14 protein-coding genes are annotated in these 18,328 nt (G+C 62.4%); 9 read left to right on the forward strand and 5 right to left on the reverse strand.

Annotated elements, in window-relative coordinates:
• The first annotated feature begins 13 nt into the window (after positions 1 to 13).
• The 3 genes from E1748_RS05665 (at position 14) to E1748_RS05675 (ending at position 2,230) form a co-directional block, all read left to right on the forward strand.
• Entirely contained in the window at positions 14 to 574 is a 561-nt protein-coding gene (locus E1748_RS05665) for a TetR/AcrR family transcriptional regulator (RefSeq protein WP_133646147.1), read from the forward strand.
• A 117-nt stretch (positions 575 to 691) separates the two neighbouring features.
• The gene (locus E1748_RS05670; RefSeq protein ID WP_133646148.1) at positions 692 to 1,117 is read left to right on the forward strand and encodes an organic hydroperoxide resistance protein; all 426 of its coding nucleotides are present in this window, start codon (positions 692 to 694) and stop codon (positions 1,115 to 1,117) included.
• A gap of 93 nt (positions 1,118 to 1,210) precedes the next feature.
• On the forward strand, positions 1,211 to 2,230 hold the full coding sequence (locus E1748_RS05675) for an alpha/beta hydrolase (protein WP_133646149.1): 1,020 nt from the start codon (positions 1,211 to 1,213) through the stop codon (positions 2,228 to 2,230).
• A 101-nt stretch (positions 2,231 to 2,331) separates the two neighbouring features.
• Here E1748_RS05675 and E1748_RS05680 read toward each other — a convergent pair whose 3' ends face one another.
• The 4 genes from E1748_RS05680 to E1748_RS05695 form a co-directional block, all read right to left on the reverse strand.
• Positions 2,332 to 3,738: an MFS transporter gene (locus tag E1748_RS05680; RefSeq protein WP_133646150.1), complete on the reverse strand. Its 1,407-nt coding sequence runs from the start codon at positions 3,736 to 3,738 to the stop codon at positions 2,332 to 2,334.
• A 510-nt stretch (positions 3,739 to 4,248) separates the two neighbouring features.
• The gene (gene katE, locus E1748_RS05685) at positions 4,249 to 6,351 is read right to left on the reverse strand and encodes a catalase HPII (RefSeq protein ID WP_133646151.1); all 2,103 of its coding nucleotides are present in this window, start codon (positions 6,349 to 6,351) and stop codon (positions 4,249 to 4,251) included.
• Positions 6,352 to 6,433: 82 nt separating this feature from the next.
• Positions 6,434 to 7,990, reverse strand: coding sequence for an FAD-dependent oxidoreductase (locus E1748_RS05690; RefSeq protein ID WP_133646152.1), 1,557 nt, complete (start codon positions 7,988 to 7,990; stop codon positions 6,434 to 6,436).
• 64 nt (positions 7,991 to 8,054) lie between these two features.
• The gene (locus E1748_RS05695; RefSeq protein ID WP_133646153.1) at positions 8,055 to 9,317 is read right to left on the reverse strand and encodes an AraC family transcriptional regulator; all 1,263 of its coding nucleotides are present in this window, start codon (positions 9,315 to 9,317) and stop codon (positions 8,055 to 8,057) included.
• A gap of 156 nt (positions 9,318 to 9,473) precedes the next feature.
• Here E1748_RS05695 and E1748_RS05700 point away from each other — a divergent pair, with 156 nt between their 5' ends.
• From E1748_RS05700 to E1748_RS05710, 3 genes are all read left to right on the forward strand, one after another.
• Positions 9,474 to 11,135, forward strand: coding sequence for a fatty acid--CoA ligase (locus tag E1748_RS05700; RefSeq protein ID WP_133646154.1), 1,662 nt, complete (start codon positions 9,474 to 9,476; stop codon positions 11,133 to 11,135).
• A 163-nt stretch (positions 11,136 to 11,298) separates the two neighbouring features.
• Complete coding sequence (locus E1748_RS05705) at positions 11,299 to 12,396, forward strand: porin (RefSeq protein WP_133646155.1); 1,098 nt, start codon at positions 11,299 to 11,301, stop codon at positions 12,394 to 12,396.
• A gap of 81 nt (positions 12,397 to 12,477) precedes the next feature.
• Positions 12,478 to 14,034 (forward strand): alpha/beta hydrolase family protein, encoded by a 1,557-nt coding sequence (locus E1748_RS05710; protein ID WP_133646156.1) that lies wholly within the window; start codon positions 12,478 to 12,480, stop codon positions 14,032 to 14,034.
• Between the two features lie 168 nt (positions 14,035 to 14,202).
• Here the strand turns inward: E1748_RS05710 and E1748_RS05715 are convergent, their stop codons facing one another.
• Positions 14,203 to 15,528, reverse strand: coding sequence for an MFS transporter (locus tag E1748_RS05715; RefSeq protein WP_205965195.1), 1,326 nt, complete (start codon positions 15,526 to 15,528; stop codon positions 14,203 to 14,205).
• Between the two features lie 271 nt (positions 15,529 to 15,799).
• On the opposite strand from E1748_RS05715, the gene E1748_RS05720 reads away from it, so the two are divergent.
• The 3 genes from E1748_RS05720 (at position 15,800) to E1748_RS05730 (ending at position 18,322) form a co-directional block, all read left to right on the forward strand.
• The gene (locus tag E1748_RS05720) at positions 15,800 to 16,675 is read left to right on the forward strand and encodes an SDR family NAD(P)-dependent oxidoreductase (RefSeq protein WP_133646157.1); all 876 of its coding nucleotides are present in this window, start codon (positions 15,800 to 15,802) and stop codon (positions 16,673 to 16,675) included.
• 131 nt (positions 16,676 to 16,806) lie between these two features.
• Positions 16,807 to 17,748, forward strand: a complete 942-nt coding sequence (locus tag E1748_RS05725) for an AEC family transporter (protein WP_133646158.1) — start codon at positions 16,807 to 16,809, stop codon at positions 17,746 to 17,748.
• A gap of 82 nt (positions 17,749 to 17,830) precedes the next feature.
• Positions 17,831 to 18,322: a Fur family transcriptional regulator gene (locus tag E1748_RS05730; RefSeq protein WP_133646159.1), complete on the forward strand. Its 492-nt coding sequence runs from the start codon at positions 17,831 to 17,833 to the stop codon at positions 18,320 to 18,322.
• The last annotated feature ends 6 nt before the right edge of the window (positions 18,323 to 18,328 follow it).

An 18,328-nucleotide genomic window follows, 5' to 3' on the forward strand; every position in this document is an offset into this window, starting at 1 on the left:
TAGACTGCTGTTCATGGAAACGCCAACCGTCCGCGAACAGCTTCTGCAACACGCCCAGACCCTGCTGATGACCCGAGGCTACAACGGGTTCAGCTACCGGGATCTGGCGGATCTGGTCGGCGTGAAGACATCGAGCATCCATTACTACTTCCCGACCAAGGAAGACATGGCGCTCGAAGCGGTGAACGCGTACAGCGATATGGTGTTGACCGCGATACGCAACCTGGATCCGGCGCTGCCGGCCGAAAAGAAGCTCGAGCGCTATGCGAAGCAGTTCGGCCTCGTGCTCGGCAACGGCGACCAGATCTGTTTGTGCGGTATGCTGGCGGCGGATATCGAATCGCTGCCGGACAATGTGCGGCAAGCGGTGCAGGCGTTCTTCAAGGCCAACGAAAACTGGCTGGCGAAGGTGCTGGCGGAAGGCGCTGCACGCGGTACACTGCGAGTCAGCGGCAAGGTTGAAAGCGCGGCGCGCGCGCTGTACGCGTCATTTCAGGGCAGCGTGCTGGCAAGCCGCCTGTTTCATTCGAAGGCTCGCCTCGAAGACGTCGTCAATTCGGTGCGGGTCGGGTAACGCGAGCAGGCTCAGTCGAAGCCGGTTCGCGATGCAACACAGCAGTCCGTTTTTTTAACCGGTTATCTATCTATCAGTAGATACCCAACTATCGAATCTTTTTAAAGGAGCTTCACCATGTCGATCGAAAAAGTTCTGTACCGCGCTCAAGCCCGTGCAACCGGTGGCCGCGACGGCCGTGCAGTCTCGTCGGACAATGTGCTCGACGTCGCGTTGACCACGCCGCGCGAACTGGGCGGTGCTGGTGCAACTGGCACGAACCCGGAGCAACTGTTCGCAGCGGGTTATTCCGCGTGTTTCCTCGGCGCGATGAAGTTCGTCGCCGGACGTGAAAAGATTGCGCTCCCGGCTGACACGTCGGTGGAAGGCAACGTCGGCATCGGCGCAATCCCGACGGGCTTCGGCATCGAAGTCGAACTGAAGATCACGCTGCCCGGCCTCGACCGTGCAAAAGCGCAGCAGATCGTCGATGCAGCGCACATCGTGTGCCCGTACTCGAACGCGACGCGCGGCAACATCGATGTGAAGCTCTCGCTGCAATAAGTCGGTAGACGCCGTTTCGACGGCGTTTTATTTTGCCCCGCCATCTATCTATTAGTAGATAAACGTCATCGCCGCTCTCGAAGGAACAGGATCATGAAAGCACTGAAGAAGCTCATCGTTGCCGCATCCGCCGGAACCGCACTCGCATCGGGCGCATACGCCGCACCGGTTCTCGAACCCGCGACGCAGGCGTTCATCGACGGCCTCGCTGCTCACGGCGGCCCGCCGATCTACACGCTGTCACCCGCCGATGCACGCAACGTGCTGGCCGGCGCGCAATCGCAACCGGTCGCGAAGCTGCCTGCTCATATCGAAGACCGTGTGCTGCCGATCGGACCGACCGGCAAGGTGGCAATCCGCATCGTCAAGCCCGAAGGTGCGAGCGGCACGCTGCCGGCGGTGATCTATTTCCACGGCGGTGGCTGGGTGCTCGGCGACAAAAATACGCATGACCGGCTCGTTCGCGAGATCGCGAATGGCGCGCACGCGGCGGTGATCTTCGTCGACTACGACCGTTCGCCCGAAGCGAAGTATCCAGTGCCGATCGAGCAGGCATACGCTGCGACCGCCTACGTCGCGGCTCACCCGAAAGAATTCGGCATCGATGCGAACCGTATCGCGGTTGCAGGCGACAGCGTCGGCGGCAACATGACGGCTGCGGTCACGCTGCTCGCGAAGGAACGCGGCGGTCCGAAGCTGCGCTATCAGGTGCTGTTTTACCCGGTCACCGATGCGAATTTCGACGACGGTTCGTATAACGAGTTCGCGAACGGCCCGTGGCTCACGAAGCCGGCGATGAAGTGGTTCTGGGACGCGTATGCACCGAATGCCGCCGACCGCGAAAAGATCACGGCATCGCCGCTGCGCGCCACGCTCGACGATCTTAAGGGCCTGCCGCCCGCGCTTGTCATCACCGACGAGAACGACGTGCTGCGCGACGAAGGCGAAGCGTATGCGCGCAAGCTGACGCAAGCCGGCGTACGTGTCACGGCCGTGCGCTACGAAGGCACGATTCACGACTTCGTGATGCTCAACGCGCTCGCCGATACGCCCGCAACGCGTGCTGCGATCGCCCAGGCGAATGCGGCATTGCGCGGCGCGCTAGCGAAGTAACGTAGCGGACCGGTCTAAACGCAACAACGCGCAAAACGAAGTCCCGATGCAAAAAAGCCCGCACATGTGCGGGCCTTTTCATGTGCGAAAGAAAAACCGCGTTAAGCCCGACCATCCATCGTCACAGCACCACCACCAGGCAACGACGCTTCCGCCGCCACGCCGCTATCTTTCGGCAGCGCCCACTGCAGCCAGCGCGTCCGATGCAGCACGACCAGTACGAAGGCCAGCGCCGACAGCGCACCGAACGTCGCGAAGCCCATCTGATAGCTGCCCGTGCTTTCCTTCGCGATGCCCATAATCACCGGCAGATAGAACCCACCGATCCCGCCGGCCGCGCCGACGATACCCGACATCAACCCGGTCTTGCCCTTCCAGCGTTGCGGCACCAGTTGGAACGTCGCGCCGTTGCCGAGTCCGAAGCACAGATAGGTGACGACGAGCAGCGCGATGCCGGCCGGCAGCGGCGGCATCCACGCAGCAAATGCGAAATCGCACAGCGAGATCGCGGCGAGCAGCAGCACAAGCGCGCGCACACCGGAGATGCGGTCCGCGACGAGTCCGCCGATCGGTCGCACCAGCGCACCGGTGAACGCGAGCAGCGACATGAACAAGCCCGCTTCGATACGCGGCATCTGATACAGAGAAACGAGCAGCGTCGTCACGTATGACGACATCCCGACGAACCCACCGAACGTGATGCTGTAGACAAGCATCACGACCCACGTGTCCCCTTCGGTGAGCACTGCGCGGTAATGCGACGGCAGCACCGCAATCGCGAGCAATGCGCCGAGCACCGGCAACAACAACACGCCCGTCTTGCCTGCACCGAACACGCCCGCGTGGACCGCGAGTACCAATGCAATCAGGCCGACTAGCGTCACGCAGAAACTGCGGAACGCCTTCGGTGCGCTACCGGATTTCGACCCGAGATCTTTCGCCCAGAAAAATATCGCGACCGCAGCGAGCGCGAGCAGCGGCAGCGCCGCGCCCGTCGCACGTGCCCAGCCGAAACTGTCCGCGAGATTCGGGAACATGAAGCCGTCGAGTACCGCGCCGATGTTGCCCGCGGCCGCGAGGCCCAGCACCAGGCCCTGCACTTTCGGCGGATAGTTGCTGCCGGCCATCGGCAGTGCAACGGCGAAGCTCGCGCCGCCGACGCCGAGGAACACACCCAGCACGAGCAACAACGTGTACGACGGCGCACCCGGCATCAACAGCAGCACGACGGATGGAATCGCGGACAGCGCGACGCCGAGCAACGCAATGCGTCGACCGTCGTATGCCTGATAGAGATTGCCGAGCGTCACGCGCAGAATCGCTGCGCCGAGTACCGGCACCGCGACCAGGAAGCCGAGCTCCGCCGGCGACATCGCGATGTCCTTGTGAATGAACGGCGCCAGCGGCCCGAACATCACCCACACGGTAAAGCCCGTGTCGAAATACAGAAAGCACGCGAGCAGTGCGCGCCAGTTTCCGCTCTTCAGCGAATTCATCAGATTGCTCATAGGTCACTCTCACAGGGCGTAGCGGTGGCGATGGCGACGACGGCAAGATCCGACCGGAGCAACGAAACCGCAAAAGAAAACGTCCCGAACCGTGGATGCCGACCGATCGCTCGATACGCTCACCACGGTTCGGGACGCCGTTGCCCCTCGGGCCATCGCAACGTGCTGCTGTGGGGCCCAGTCGAAATCCGGTACGTCAAGGTCTCCGTTGACCTCGGACCCGACAATGCAATAGCCATGCCACGCATGCTGCGGATGCGTCGAGTGTCGCGAGCTATGTGCGTTGCGCACGCTTTAGCCCTTGTGCGCTCTGGCGTTCGCGTCCATGCGCGCGACTTGCTTCGAATGAAGTGACAAAAGCCGCGCGAATGCACACGCACAGCTTCCAGGCGCCTGAATGTCGCCTGACGAATAGATTTGGTGCAGTGCGATCGGGCGTCGCACCATCGCCGTGCGGGCCGCCGCGTGCGCGCTCATCGGCACGCACGCGGTCATGCCCGTGGCGTTACTTCAAGCCGGCACCGATTGCGCCGCCGCCTCGCGCGTCCACACGCGATGCTGGCCCGCGGCATCGATAAACGCTTTCAGCACGGCCGCCAGATGCGCATCGTCGCCGGTTGCGACGCCGTCGGCATCGGTCGGCAGATGGGCCGCATCGAGCACGTCGCAGCCGCTGCCTACCGCGCCGATCGCCTTCAGATGCCGGAATGCTTCGAGCACGAAGTGCCGGGCGTCGCCGCTCTTCGACAGCGTCTGCGTGCCTGCGTCACCGGGCAGCACGAACACGGCATCGAACATCACCGACGGCATGCCCGCGATCGTCGCATCGGGCTTTACGCCGCCGATCGCCTCGAGCGACGGCGCGATCACGAGTGCCGCGCCGCCTTCTTTCGCGATCGCGTCGCGCACCTGCTTCAGCACCGCGACATCCGATCCCGGTGCCGCAAGCAGCGCGATCTTGCGCGTCTTGATGCCGGGCTTCACGCGATTCAACAGGCTCAGTGCAGGCGACGCCTGCGGCTGCGGCTTGCCCGGCTGCGTCGCTTTCGTGGGCACCGGCAGACCAAGCGCTTTCGCGACCTCGCCCGCGAGACCGAGGTCGATGTTCGCGATAATGTCGTTCACCATGCGCTCGCGGATCGCCGGCTTCGTGACCTTGCCGAGTTCGAACGAATACGCGGCAGCGATGTGCCCTTTCTCGGTATCGGACATGCTGTTGTAGAACATCGTCGCCTGCGAGAAATGATCCGCGAACGAATCGCTGCGCACGCGGATCTTCACGCCGTCGATACGTTCCTGATAACTCTCGAAGCCGCCGTCGCGCGGCGCGGGATCGGTTTCCTTCGGCCAGCCGTTATTTAGCGTGTTCGGCTCGTACGACGCCTGTCCGACGTTGATGGTCTGCCGGTGCATCGCGTCGCGCTGGTTGTTATGAAACGGGCACACCGGCCGATTGATCGGAATCTCGTGAAAATTCGGGCCACCCAGCCGGCTGATCTGGGTGTCGGTGTACGAGAACAAACGCCCCTGCAGCAGCGGGTCGTTCGTGAAATCGATCCCGGGCACGACGTGGCCCGGATGGAACGCCACCTGTTCCGTCTCTGCGAAGAAATTGTCGGGGTTGCGGTTCAGCGTCATCTTGCCGATCAGTTTCACCGGTACGAGTTCTTCGGGAATCAGCTTGGTCGGATCGAGCAGATCGAAACCGAACTTGTGCTCATCCGCTTCGTCGACGATCTGCACGCCCAGTTCGAACTCCGGATAATCGCCGCGCTCGATCGCTTCCCACAAGTCGCGTCGATGAAAATCCGGATCCTTGCCCGCGATCTTCTGCGCTTCGTCCCACAGCAGCGAATACGCACCGAGTACCGGGCGCCAGTGGAATTTCACGAAACGCCCTTCACCTTTTGCGTTGACGAAGCGGAACGTGTGCACGCCGAATCCTTCCATCGTGCGCAGGCTTTTCGGAATCGCGCGATCCGACATCGTCCACAGCACCGTGTGCGCGCTTTCTGGCACGAGCGACACGAAATCGTAGAACGTGTCGTGCGCGGAGCCGCCGGTCGGCATCTCGTTTGGCGCCTCGGGCTTGACTGCATGCACGAAGTCCGGAAACTTGATTGCGTCCTGAATGAAGAACACCGGCATGTTGTTGCCGACCAGATCGTAGTTGCCTTCCTGCGTGTAGAACTTGACCGCGAAGCCGCGCACGTCGCGTACGGTATCGGCGGAACCGCGCGGCCCCTGCACCGTCGAAAAGCGCACGTACACCGGCGTGCGTTGCGCCGGGTCCTGCAGGAACGCCGCTTTGGTCCAACGCGCCATCGATTCGTAAACCTCGAACACGCCGTGTGCCGCCGAACCGCGCGCATGCACGATCCGCTCGGGAATGCGTTCATGATCGAAGTGCGTGATTTTTTCACGCATGATGAAATCTTCGAGCAGCGACGGACCGCGCGGACCGGCGCGCAGCGTGTTCTGGTTGTCGGCGATCTTCACGCCCTGGTTCGTTCTCAGTGCCTCGTTGTCGGGGCGTGCGCGGTTTTTCTCGAGATCGGCGGACTTCGCATCGTCGTCGGCCGGGGTGCGGGTTCCGCTACGTCGGGTTGCCATGGGGACTCTCCTTGGGGAAATCGATACGACTGTCCGCAAGCGCTGTTCCCGATTTTTTATTCATGACGCAGCACGCCGTTCGCTAAAGCCGCAGAATTTTTCTCGCCGTATCGACGTCGAGCGCCGAGCCCATCCGTTCGAGCAGCAACGCCGCTTCGCGCTCGCGATTGCACGCCAGCGCGCCAACCACGCGCCCGTCTTGCACGAACAGCGCCGCAAAACCGTCGCCGTCGTGGAAGCTGCCGGCCATTAGCGTGTCGTCCCAGCGGTCCGGATGGCCGAGATAATCGAAACGCTTGCCGTAATGATAGGTCCAGAAGAGCGGCACCTGCGTGTAGCGCAGATCGTGTCCGGCGAGATTGAACGCCGCGATACGCGCCTGCTGCTGCGCGACGCGCCAGTGTTCGATGCGCACCGTGCGGTGCGCATCGTCGAAAGCGTCGAACGGGAAAGCGGCGATGTCCCCAGCCGCATATAGATGCGGCGCTGCCTGCATCCGCGCGTCGACCGGTACACCGCCGTCGTCGTTCAGCGTCAGGCCTTCGATAAACGCAGTTGCGGGCCGCACACCGACGCCGACGATCGCGGCATGCGCGGCAATCCGCTCGCCGTTGTCGAGCACGACCGCTTCGAACGCGTGCTCGCCGTCGAAACGCACAGCGTTACCTTCGCGAAACGCGACGCCGTTCTCTTCATGCAGCGTCTTGAACATCGCGCCGATCCGCTCGCCGAACTGCTTCGCAAACGGCAACGCATGCGGCGCGACGACTGTTACGCGCACGTCGCGTTTGCGCAGCGCCGATGCCGTTTCGAGTCCGATGAAGCTGTTGCCGAGCACGACCGCGTGATTGCCGGGCTGCAGGGTCTGGACGATCGTCGCGGCATGCCGGCGATTGCGCAGCATGCAGACGCCATCCAGCGTTTCGCCCGGAACGCGCAGCGTCTTCGGCTTGCCGCCGGTAGCGAGCAGCGCGGCATCGAATGCAAACGTGCGGCCGTCGGCGAGCGTGATCTGTCGTGCCAGCACCGAAAGCCGCACGACCTCGCCATGCTCGAAACGTATGCGCTGCTGCGCGAAAAAATCGTCGGGTAGCAGCGCGGGCACGTCGTCGGGTGCCATATCGCCGGACGGCACGAATTTGCTCAACGTCGTGCGATCGTACGGCGCACCCGGTTCGTCGCCGAGCAGCACGATCTCGCCGTCGAAGCCGGCTTCACGCAGCGACGCCGCCGCGCACGCACCGGCCGCACCCGCCCCGACGATCACGATCATGCCCGTCTCCACCTTCGCATCGGGCGGCGGCAACGCATGAGCGGGCGCTTCGCCGTGCGGATCGACGAACACGCCGCCCGCACCGTCGACCCGCACCGCATAACGTCGCAGGCCAACGAGCGCAGGCGGTTCGAGCAACGCGCCGTCATCGAGCCGAAAAGCGCTCTTGTGCCACGGACACAGAATGCGCCCCTCGCACACCGCGCCCTGTTCCATCGGCGCGCCTGCATGCGGACATTTTCCGGCGAGCGCGTGTATCGCGTTCGCATCACGCACGAGCACGATAGCCTGCCCGTCGATCTCGATCCGTCTCGGCTGTTCCGGTTGAAGCTGCGTCAGGTCCGCGACCCGTTCCCATGAAGACATCGGACACCTCGCTCAGGGTTGTCAGTTTTCATGAGGTGCCGCAAACCGCATTCCAGCCGGGGTTTTACAACTTCCTGTCCACCCCGACGGGCTCGCTCGGGTCGCGGCGATAGGCGCCGGGCGCGACGCCGGTCCAGCTGCGAAACGCGCGATAGAACGACGGAACATCGCCGAAACCCAGGTTCTCGGCAATCTCGGTGATGGAGTCCTGCGTTTGCGTCAGCCGATGAATCGCAAGGTCGCGGCGCAACGCATCCTTGACCTCGCCGACGGAGGTGCGTTCCAGCTCCAGCCGGCGGCACAGCGTCCGCAGCGACATGTTGAGCGCCCTGGCAATCTGCGGCGCCTTCATCGCGCCGATATCGCCTTCGAGCAGACACGTGCGGACCTCGTGCGCCACCGGCTGCCGGAAGGACGGCGGAAGAATCCAGTCGCGCGGCTGGCGGGCGAGAAACGTGCGCAACTCGTGCTCGGTCCGCTGGACTTTCAGGTCCAGCAACGACGCGTCGAAATGCATCGCTGTTGTCGGGCGATCGAAATTGAGCGGCCCCGGAAACAGCGCGTACAGATCCTCGATGTAGGACGGCTCTGCGGACACGAAATCGACTGCGGTGAGCGGGATCGACTGTCCCGTCAGCCACGATGCAGTGCCGTGAAAGACCTTCAGCGTCAATTGTTCGGCCATCACGCAGGACGGCGCACGCACGCCCAGCTTCCTGATCACGATCGAGGCCGAGTCGCCGTCGCGCAGGATCGACACGTCGAAGTCGCTATTGATCAACGCGAGAAGGCGTGAATAGCGATAGAGCGCAATGCCCGCGGTGGGCGCCGAAATCATGATGTAGCAGGAGAATTTCATCGTGCCGCCCGGCATCGGCCGCGACAGCATGTTCAGCATCTCGTCGTTCGTTTCGGCCGCCATCGAACGGTACAGCGCCGAAAACTGATCTTCGGTGACGCGGCCGTTCGACGCGGTCAGCGTATCGGAAGGGATGCCGACCTGCTCCATCAAACGTCGCTGCGTCGCGGGATCGGTGTCGGTTTCGACGAAGAATGCCCGCAAAAAATGCGACGAAAATGTGAGGCAGAGCGAAGGATGCGGAATGCGCATGGTGCCTTTGCAATCACGGTTTAGCTTGAATGGTCCTGATGGGGCGGCCGGCCGATTTTGCCGATTTTGCCGATTGGGCCGTTCTGCTTTGCAGGAATCTTCGCACGGAAAGCCTGGCGGTCCGAGAGGGGAAATCCAGAGGTATCGCCGGATCGACGGCGCCCCGCCACAAAAAGATGCGGGACAGGCTCGTTCGACACGCGCCGCGATTGGCAAGTTTAGAAAAGAAAATGGCCAACGATGCTAATGACGCGATTTTCGATGTGGATGATGATCCGAGCCAATGCATGCGTGCCGGCTTGCCGAATGAACCGTCCGTTGCGAATCCGCTCGACGCATGCGTCGCGGCAGCTCCCTTTAACTTTGGAAAATATGCCAAAAGCCAATCCGGGAGAGCGGTTACACCCGTCCTCTTCTGCGCATTCCTATCCGCTGCTGATCAAGCAGCTGTTGCACACGCCGCTCGCGGTTCGCCCGCAGCAGGAGATCGTCTATCGCGATCAGGTCCGCCTGAATTACGCGTCGCTGCGCGGACGCATCGGACAACTCGCCAGCGCGCTCGGGTCGATCGGTGTGCAGGCAGGCGACGTCGTCGCGGTGATGGACTGGGACAGCCACCGGTACCTCGAGAGTTACTTCGCCATACCGATGATGGGCGCGGCGTTGATGACGGTGAACGTGCGCCTGAGTCCCGAGCAGATCGCCTATACGCTGGATCACGCGGGCGCGAGCGTCGTGCTCGTCAACGCGGATTTTCTGCCGCTCTTCGAACAGTTGCGCGAGCGGCTGGACAAGCTCGTTCGCGTAGTGCTGATCGACGACAGCGGCGCGATGACGCTGCCCGAAGGCTTTAGCGGCGAATACGAGCATCTGCTGGCCGGTGCATCGCCCGATTTCGTATTCGAGGATTTCGACGAGAACACGGTCGCGACGATTTTCTATACCACCGGGACCACCGGACTGCCGAAGGGCGTGTACTTCACGCATCGACAGATCGTGCTGCACACGCTCGCGACGATGGGCGCGCTCAGCAGCGCCGCGCAGCAAGGCCGTATTCATCGCGACGATGTCTACATGCCGATGACTCCGATGTTCCATGTGCATGCATGGGGGATGCCGTATGTCGCGACGCTGCTCGGTCTCAAACAGGTTTATCCGGGGCGCTATTCGGCAGAATCGCTGATCGATCTGTTCGTGCGCGAGAAGGTGACGTTTTCGCATGGCGTACCCACGCTGCTGAACATGATCCTGTCGTGCCCAGCGAGCGAAGCGACCGATCTGCGCGGCTGGAAAATCGTCATCGGCGGTTCGGCGTTGCCCCGTGGTCTCGCACTTGCCGCAGTCGCGAGGGGAATCGACGTGTTCGCCGGCTACGGGATGTCGGAGACGTGCCCTGTGCTCGCGATTTCGCAGACCGGTGCGACTTCAGACGCAGACGCAGACCCGGACCACGACCTCGACCTTCGCACACGCGCCGGCTTGCCGATTCCGCTCGTCGAACTGCGCATCGTCGATGCAGAGATGCACGACGTCGAACACGACGGCAAGAGCAGTGGTGAAGTGATCGTGCGGGCACCGTGGCTGACGCAAGGCTATATCGGCGATGCAGCGGCATCGGACGCGCTGTGGGCCGGCGGCTATCTGCACACGAACGATATCGGCACGATCGATCGCGACGGCTACCTGCAGATCACGGACCGCATCAAGGACGTGATCAAGACGGGCGGCGAATGGGTCTCGTCACTCGAACTCGAAGACCTGATCTCGCGACACCCCGCCGTGCGCGAAGTCGCCGTGATCGGTGTAGCCGACACACGATGGGGCGAGCGTCCGTTGCCACTCGTCGTGCTTAAACCCGGCGAGACCACCGATCTGCAATCGATACGCACCCACCTGAGCGAATACGCGACTCACGGTGTGATCTCGAAGTACGCCATACCCGAACGGGTGATTTTCGTCGACGCCATCGAGCGAACGAGCGTCGGCAAGATCGACAAGAAGCTTCTGCGCGCGAGGTACCGCGCCGCAGCGTAGCTCACGTAATTCGTCCACCGCTTTAGCTCCTTGAGGACATCGATGCCGATGCCCTCAGGGAGAAGGCTTGCCGCGACCCGCTCAAGCGTCGCAAAGCCGTAGTCGCCCCGGTTTCAACGCAACACGTTTCAACCCGCTAAAAATCTAAACGAGGAGACAACTCATGGCATCGCCACATCGAAAAATTTTCCGTCCCGCGCTTCTGGGCACACTGCTGGGCACGTTGCTGGGAAGCGCCGGCATCACCGCGCATGCACAAAGCAACGTCACGCTGTACGGCATCGTCGACGCAGGGATTCTCTACACCAGCAAGACACTCAATTCGACCACCGGACAAAACAGCGGCCATCAGTTCTCGATGCTGACCGGCGGCATGAGCGCTTCGCTATTTGGGTTGAAAGGCGCGGAAGACCTCGGCGGTGGAACGAAGGCGATCTTTCAGCTGGAAAGCGGCATCGACATGGCGAGCGGAAAATTCGCGGATTCGAATGGCAACTTCTTTGGCCGCCAGGCGTGGGTCGGACTGACCGGCGACTTCGGTACGTTCAAGGCCGGTCTGCAAAATTCGCCGTTCGCGCTGTCGATCATCGAGACCGATCCGCGCAACATCTCGTTCTTCGGCAGCGGTGTGCCGATTGCGATCGGTAGCGTCTACGTGACGGGCGTCTACAACTCGAACTCCGTTTCGTATACGAGCCCGAAGATCGCGGGCTTGCAGGGTAGCGCGATGATGGCATTTGGGGGGATCGCAGGCGACTTCCAGGCCGGCCGGCAGTACTCGGCACGCGTGACCTACACGCTCGGGCAGTTGCTGGTCGATGCGGCGCTGTACGACGGCAATGCGGGCGGCACAGCGGCTACGACGCCGGTTCCGAGCACAGTCGCCTATACGGGCCGCACGCTCGGCGCGCGCTACCGCTGGGACGCGTTGACGGTAAAGGCCGTGTACGTCAACTACAAGATCGCCGGTTCATTCGACAACCGCGTGTACGGCGGCGGCCTGAGTTACAACGTGACCCCCGCGGTAAACGTCGACGCAGGTGTCTGGTACACGCGCGACGGCAACGACTCGAACAATCACTCGATCATGGCTGCCACGGGCCTTCGATACAGCCTGTCCAAAGCGACGTTGCTCTACGGCCAGTTCGGCTACGCCGACAACCACGGCCGGATGAACACCGGCCTGTCCACCAACGACGCGCTGCATGGCGTTCAAGGTTCCACGTTCGGCGCGGACGTCGGCATTCGCCACACGTTTTGATGTTCTGCCTGTTTCAGAATGCTGGCGACGTCGACCGCCGGCGACCTGGAAGATTGCCTCATAACAAACCGGAGACAACTCATGCCAATCAGGACGTACCGAACTTTATCTGCTTCCGTGGGCGTCGCGCTGATCGCGTCGGCCTGCGGCGGCGACATTCAAGGCCCAGCAGCGCAAGCGACGTCGAATGCCGCGAGCCCGCCGCTCAATAGCCCGTCATCGAACACCACGTCATTGACGCCCGCAGCGCTCACCGCGACGCTAAAAGCCAGTACGCCCGGCCAGAGCGTGCTGAGCATAGCGGGGAGCGTGTTCACCTGCGGTATCGACGTTCGCTATGTGCAGTACGACACGGTCGGCGGTGCCGGCGAACCCACGACCGCATCCGGCGTCCTGATGGTGCCGACGGGCAGCAGTCCGGCATGCAGCGGCGCGCGTCCGATCGTCGAATATGCGCACGGCACCACGCTGACGAAGAGCTTCAACCTCGCCGCGTTAAACGATCCGACCAATCAGGCCTTCACCGAATCGCTCTACATCGCCGCGCTGTACGCGGCACACGGCTACATCGTGGTCGCACCGAACTATGCGGGCTACGACAGCTCGACGCTCGGCTATCACCCGTACCTGAACGCGGCGCAAGCATCGACGGACATGATCGACGCGCTGCAGGCCGCAAAGAGTGCATTGCCTTCCGTCAGCAACACGGTCACCGCAAGCGACAAGCTGTTCCTGACCGGCTATTCGGAGGGCGGCTACGTCGCGATGGCGACTGCACGGGCCATGCAGGCGGCGAACATACCCGTCACTGCGTCGGCGTTCATGTCGGGACCGTATGCGCTGGCTTCGTTCGGCGACGCGATATTTTCCGGTCAGGTAGATCTCGGCAGCACCGCGTTTTTCCCGATGATCTACACGAGCTACCAGAAGGCCTATGGGAACCTCTATTCGTCACCGGCCGACGTGTACGAAAGCGCCTACGCAAACGGCATCGAAACGCTGGTGCCGGGCCCGTACACTTTCTCGACCATCATATCGAACGGCAAGCTACCTCAGAGCGCGCTGTTCAGCAGCACGCCGCCCGCCGGTCCGGCCGTACTGCAACCGACGTTGAACGCCCTCACGCCGCCAACTGGATTCGGTGCCACCGACCTGGTGTTCGCGCTGGGCTTCGGTCCGGGCAATCTGATTCGCAACAGCGCGCGGCTCAGTTATCTGCTCGATGCGTTCGCGAATCCCGACGGTGTGGTGCCCAAGGTCACGACGAACATGCCGTCGGCTGCTCCGCAGAATCCCCTGCGGATCGCGTTCAAGAAGAACGATCTGCGTGGCTGGACGCCGACCTCGCCGGTGCTGTTGTGCGGCGGTCATCAGGATCCGACTGTTTTCTACAGCGTCAATACCGGTGTGATGAAGCAGGAATGGGCCGGACTTGGGTCGCTGGTCAAGGCATTGGATGTCGATTCCCCACTGGCCGGCGACGGCTTCGATGCGGCACGGCTGAATTTCGCGAGTAGTGAAGCAGTCACCGCTGTCGTCGGCGGACCCATCGCTGTCGCCGGGGCCTATCACGGCTCTTTGGTGTTGAGTGCCTGCATGCTCGCGGCCAGTACGTTCTTCGGCCAGTACGGAAGCTAGTCTCATCCGGGGGAGCCCCTGCCGCGATTGCGGCACTGGGCTCCCTTCCAGTCGATGTTCACTCCCACGGTGGTGCAATAAAAAACGGATGCGGGCCGTGTTTCGCCCGCATCCGTATGTATCAACATCACCGATCAACGCGCGGTGGCCTCGACGGCCACCGGTCGCTCATCTCTTCCGCGTCGGTTTGATCGCCACCAGCAGCACGATGCCCGACAGCACATACGTCGCCGTCAGCAGCATCAGGCTCGTGTAGACACCGCCGGTCTTGCCGTTGATCCACACCAGCGCAGGCGGAATCGACGCGGCGCCGAGATTCCCAAGACTGCTGATCGTCGCGATGCCCGCAGCGGCCGTATTCTTCGGAAAATACTCGCTGACGATCGTGAAGAACAACGGTGTGAGCGCGGTCATGCCGACCGTCATCACGCACAGCCCGAGAAGCGAGGGAACAAACGAGCCTTTGACGACCGCCGTAATGGCAAGCCCGAGGCCAGCCAGCACCGTCGACAAGGCAAAGTGCCAGCGTCGCTCGCCACGGCGATCCGAGCTGCGTCCGATCAGCATCATCCCGACGATGCCGCACACGTTAGGCAGCGCCGCATAGATGCCCACCCAGAAAAGATCGCGGATACCCCAGCTTTTCACGAGGCTCGGGATCCAGAAGATCATCGAGTACACGCAGCCAATGAACAGAAAGTACACGGCAGACAGTGCGTAGATTCGCGAATCGCGGAGCATCGCCCCGTACGAACCGTGCGTCGCATTCGACACGGATTTCCGCTCTGCATCGAGCTCTCGTTGAAGCGTGCTCTTTTCCTCTGCGGAGAGCCATTTAGCCTGTTCCGGACGATCGACCAGCAGAAAGAAAACGGCGATGCCGAGCAGCGAAGCCGGCACGCCGCTGATCAGGAACAGCCACTGCCAGCCGTGCAGACCCGCGACGTCGTTCAACCCGCGCATGATCGCGCCGGCAGCGGGTGGCATCACGATCAGTGCGATCGACGGCGCCATCAGCAGCACCGAAATGATCGACCCGCGCCGCTGTGACGGAAACCAGTACGTGAGGTAAAGAATCACGCCGGGAAAGAAGCCCGCTTCGAACGCGCCGACGAGAAACCGCAGGCCGTAAAACATCGCTTCGTTATGGACGAACATCATCGCCGCGCTCACTGCACCCCAGCACACGAGGATTCGCAGCAACGTCCTTCTCACACCGATTTTCTGCAGCATCAGATTGCTGGGTACTTCGAACAGCAGGTAGCCGATAAAGAACAGACTCGCGCCGATGCTGTACGACAGATCGCTAAAGGGCAGCGTCTGCTTCATCTGCAGTTGCGCCATGCCGATGTTCGCGCGATCGATATACGAAAAGATGTAGCACAGGAGAATGATCGGCATGATTCGCCAGATCAGTTTTCTCGTCAGGACTGTCAGTCCGGTTGTGTGTTCGGGGGGCGCACTCAGATGCGTGACTGCCGGTTGATTGCTCATCGTCTCCTTGCTCCATTTTTGAGTGTGGGTTCTGCGAGTACTCAATGCGGCCGGCGAAACACCGGCCAGCATCTACGACGAGGATCCATCAAATAAAAGCGGAGCGGAATTGGCTAAACATGCCATTCCTTTTCATTCCTGGCCAATTTGATTTCAGCCTGAAAAATGGGCAAATCTGCGTGCTATGGTGGCGCCTCATACGATGAAGCGCACACGTTTTCATCACCGGTTTTTATAAGAACGATTCGGATCAAGCACAGGAGAGCAGAAGATGTCTCTGGATTTCAGCGGACGGGTTGCCATCGTCACCGGAGCAGGCGGCGGCCTTGGCCGGCAATACGCGCTGGCGCTGGCATCGAGAGGCGCCAGGGTGGTGGTCAATGACGTCGGCGCTGCCGCCGGCGTCGTCGATGAAATACAGCGAGCCGGAGGCGAAGCGATCGCGAGCCGCGCATCGGTGACGGATTTCGTCGAAGTCCAGCACATGGTCGCCGACGCGATGGCCGTCTGGGGACGCGTCGATATCCTGATCAATAACGCCGGCATCCTGCGGGACAAAAGCTTCGCGAAGATGGATCTCGACGATTTCCGCTCCGTGCTCGACGTTCACCTGATGGGCTCGGTCAACTGCACCAAAGCGGTCTGGGCAGCGATGCTCGAGCAGCGCTACGGGCGGATTCTCTTCACGACGTCGTCGTCGGGTCTGTTCGGCAACTTCGGTCAGTCGAACTATGCGGCCGCGAAGATGGCGCTGGTGGGTCTGATGCAGACGCTGTCCATCGAAGGCGCGAAGCACGGCATTCGTGTCAATTGCCTCGCGCCGACCGCGTACACGCGGATGACCGAAGGACTGCTCGACGTGCGCTCGGCGGAATTGCTCGCGCCCGAAGCCGTCGTTCCGGCGATGCTCGTGCTCGCGCATGAACGCGCGCCGAACCGCGCGATTCTCTGCGCGGGAGCCGGCACGTTCGAAGGCGCGCACATCACGCTGACCGACGGCGTCTATCTCGGCGTCGGCGAAAACGCGGCCGAACGGCTCGAGGCATCGCTGGACAAGGTGATGTGCCGCGAAGGCTCGTTCGTTCCGGAGGCCGGCAGCATTCAGGGGTTGAACGAGATCGAAAAGGCGTCGGCTTTGCGGGGGTGATGGCAACGCAGAACCGTGCTTCCGCTTCGTTAGCGAATGCCGGCGAAAAAGCAGAGTCACCCGTCGATCGGTAAAATCGCGGTCTGCTTTCTGCACCAGCCTCCGTTTTCGATTCTCTTGTGAAGCAATAGATGTTCTCCACCGCTGCCACCCTGTTGCCGGTCTTCGGCCTCATCATCGCCGGACTCGTGTGCCGACGCCGCAATCTCTTCGGCCCGACCGCCGCCACCGAACTGAACCGCTTCGTCGTATGGCTTGCGCTGCCCGCGCTGCTGTTCGACATCATGGCGCATGCGACGTGGCACGAACTGAACCAGCCGGCCTTCGTCGCTGCGTTCGGCATCGCTGCGGCGATCGTCTTCGTCGCCACGCTCGGGTTGCGCATCGCGGGCGGCCGCACGCTCGCCGATGCGAGCATCGATGCAGTTGCCGCGTCCTATCCGAACACCGGTTACGTCGGCTTTCCGCTGTGCATGATCGTGTTCGGCAGCGTGAGCCAGACGCCGACGACGATAGCAACGATCCTCGTCGTCTGCGTGCTGTTCGCGTTCGCGATCGTGCTGATCGAAGCCGGGCTGCAGACGCATCAGGCGCCGCACCGGATCGTACTGGGCGTATTCCGCGGGCTGCTGCGCAATCCGCTGATCGTCGCGCCGGCTGTAGGTGCGCTCGTGTCGGCCGCGCATCTCTCGATTCCCGCGAGCATCGAGACACTGCTGAAGCTGCTCGGCGCGGCCGCGAGCCCGTGCGCGCTGGTGTGCCTCGGCGCGTTTCTCGGCGAGAAGCGGCCGTCGCGCGGCGCCGGTCCGGCCGCGCTGATGCTGACCGTCGCGAAGCTGATCCTGCAGCCCGCGCTGACGTGGTGGTTCGCCGCGAAGGTGTTCGACCTGCCGCCGGTACTCGTCGGCATCGCCGTGCTGCTGGCCGCGCTGCCGACCGGCACCGGGCCGTTCATGCTTGCGGAACACTATCGCCGCGAAGCGATGGCGACGTCGCAGACCATTCTGCTGTCGACGTTTGGCTCGCTGGTGTCGTTGTCGGTGATTCTGGTTTATCTGCGGCACGTGGGCTGAAGAAGCAGCACGTTACGACACGACGTCACGACTCGCGGACCGATGGATTATCATTAACCCGTCCGCCAGCCGCTTTTCGATCATGCCGTCACGACTGCCATCCCGGGAAAAGAACGCCGTACCTCACGCCTCGTCGACCGACTGGCCGCAGCGCCTGCGCGCGGCCGGCCTGCGCAACACGGCGCTGACGGTCGCGGTATTGCGCCGGCTCGAAACATCGGGGCAACCGTGCTCGCACGACGAACTGGTCCACGGTCTGATTGCGGACGTGCCAGCCGGCAAGGTCGATCGCGTAACGCTGTACCGCATCCTGGATCGGCTCACCCAGGCCGATCTGCTCGCAAAGATTCAAGGCTCCGACCGCGTATCGCGCTACACGCTCACGCATGCATCGGCGCCGGGCTACTTCGAATGCGACCAATGCCATTCGATCACCGCGCTGCCCAGCGACCCCGCGCTGGACGATGTGCTCGCGCGCCTGGGGCGCCGCGTCAACCGCAGCGGCGCGCACAGCACGAAGGCTTCGTTGACGCTGCACGGCATGTGCAAGAACTGCGTGCATCCGGCGCGCTAAGCCCTG

The sequence above is a fragment of the Paraburkholderia flava genome, assembly GCF_004359985.1.
Classification (GTDB): Bacteria; Pseudomonadota; Gammaproteobacteria; order Burkholderiales; family Burkholderiaceae; genus Paraburkholderia; species Paraburkholderia flava.

What these genes read in the sequence shown, in the direction of transcription:
- E1748_RS05665 (WP_133646147.1), top strand. Translation starts at nt 14, where the DNA reads ATGGAAACGCCAACCGTCCGCGAACAGCTTCTGCAACACGCCCAGACC.
- E1748_RS05670 (WP_133646148.1), top strand. Translation starts at nt 692, where the DNA reads ATGTCGATCGAAAAAGTTCTGTACCGCGCTCAAGCCCGTGCAACCGGT.
- E1748_RS05675 (WP_133646149.1), top strand. Translation starts at nt 1,211, where the DNA reads ATGAAAGCACTGAAGAAGCTCATCGTTGCCGCATCCGCCGGAACCGCA.
- E1748_RS05680 (WP_133646150.1), bottom strand. Translation starts at nt 3,738, where the DNA reads ATGAGCAATCTGATGAATTCGCTGAAGAGCGGAAACTGGCGCGCACTG.
- katE (WP_133646151.1), bottom strand. Translation starts at nt 6,351, where the DNA reads ATGGCAACCCGACGTAGCGGAACCCGCACCCCGGCCGACGACGATGCG.
- E1748_RS05690 (WP_133646152.1), bottom strand. Translation starts at nt 7,990, where the DNA reads ATGTCTTCATGGGAACGGGTCGCGGACCTGACGCAGCTTCAACCGGAA.
- E1748_RS05700 (WP_133646154.1), top strand. Translation starts at nt 9,474, where the DNA reads ATGCCAAAAGCCAATCCGGGAGAGCGGTTACACCCGTCCTCTTCTGCG.
- E1748_RS05705 (WP_133646155.1), top strand. Translation starts at nt 11,299, where the DNA reads ATGGCATCGCCACATCGAAAAATTTTCCGTCCCGCGCTTCTGGGCACA.
- E1748_RS05710 (WP_133646156.1), top strand. Translation starts at nt 12,478, where the DNA reads ATGCCAATCAGGACGTACCGAACTTTATCTGCTTCCGTGGGCGTCGCG.
- E1748_RS05715 (WP_205965195.1), bottom strand. Translation starts at nt 15,528, where the DNA reads ATGAGCAATCAACCGGCAGTCACGCATCTGAGTGCGCCCCCCGAACAC.
- E1748_RS05720 (WP_133646157.1), top strand. Translation starts at nt 15,800, where the DNA reads ATGTCTCTGGATTTCAGCGGACGGGTTGCCATCGTCACCGGAGCAGGC.
- E1748_RS05725 (WP_133646158.1), top strand. Translation starts at nt 16,807, where the DNA reads ATGTTCTCCACCGCTGCCACCCTGTTGCCGGTCTTCGGCCTCATCATC.
- E1748_RS05730 (WP_133646159.1), top strand. Translation starts at nt 17,831, where the DNA reads ATGCCGTCACGACTGCCATCCCGGGAAAAGAACGCCGTACCTCACGCC.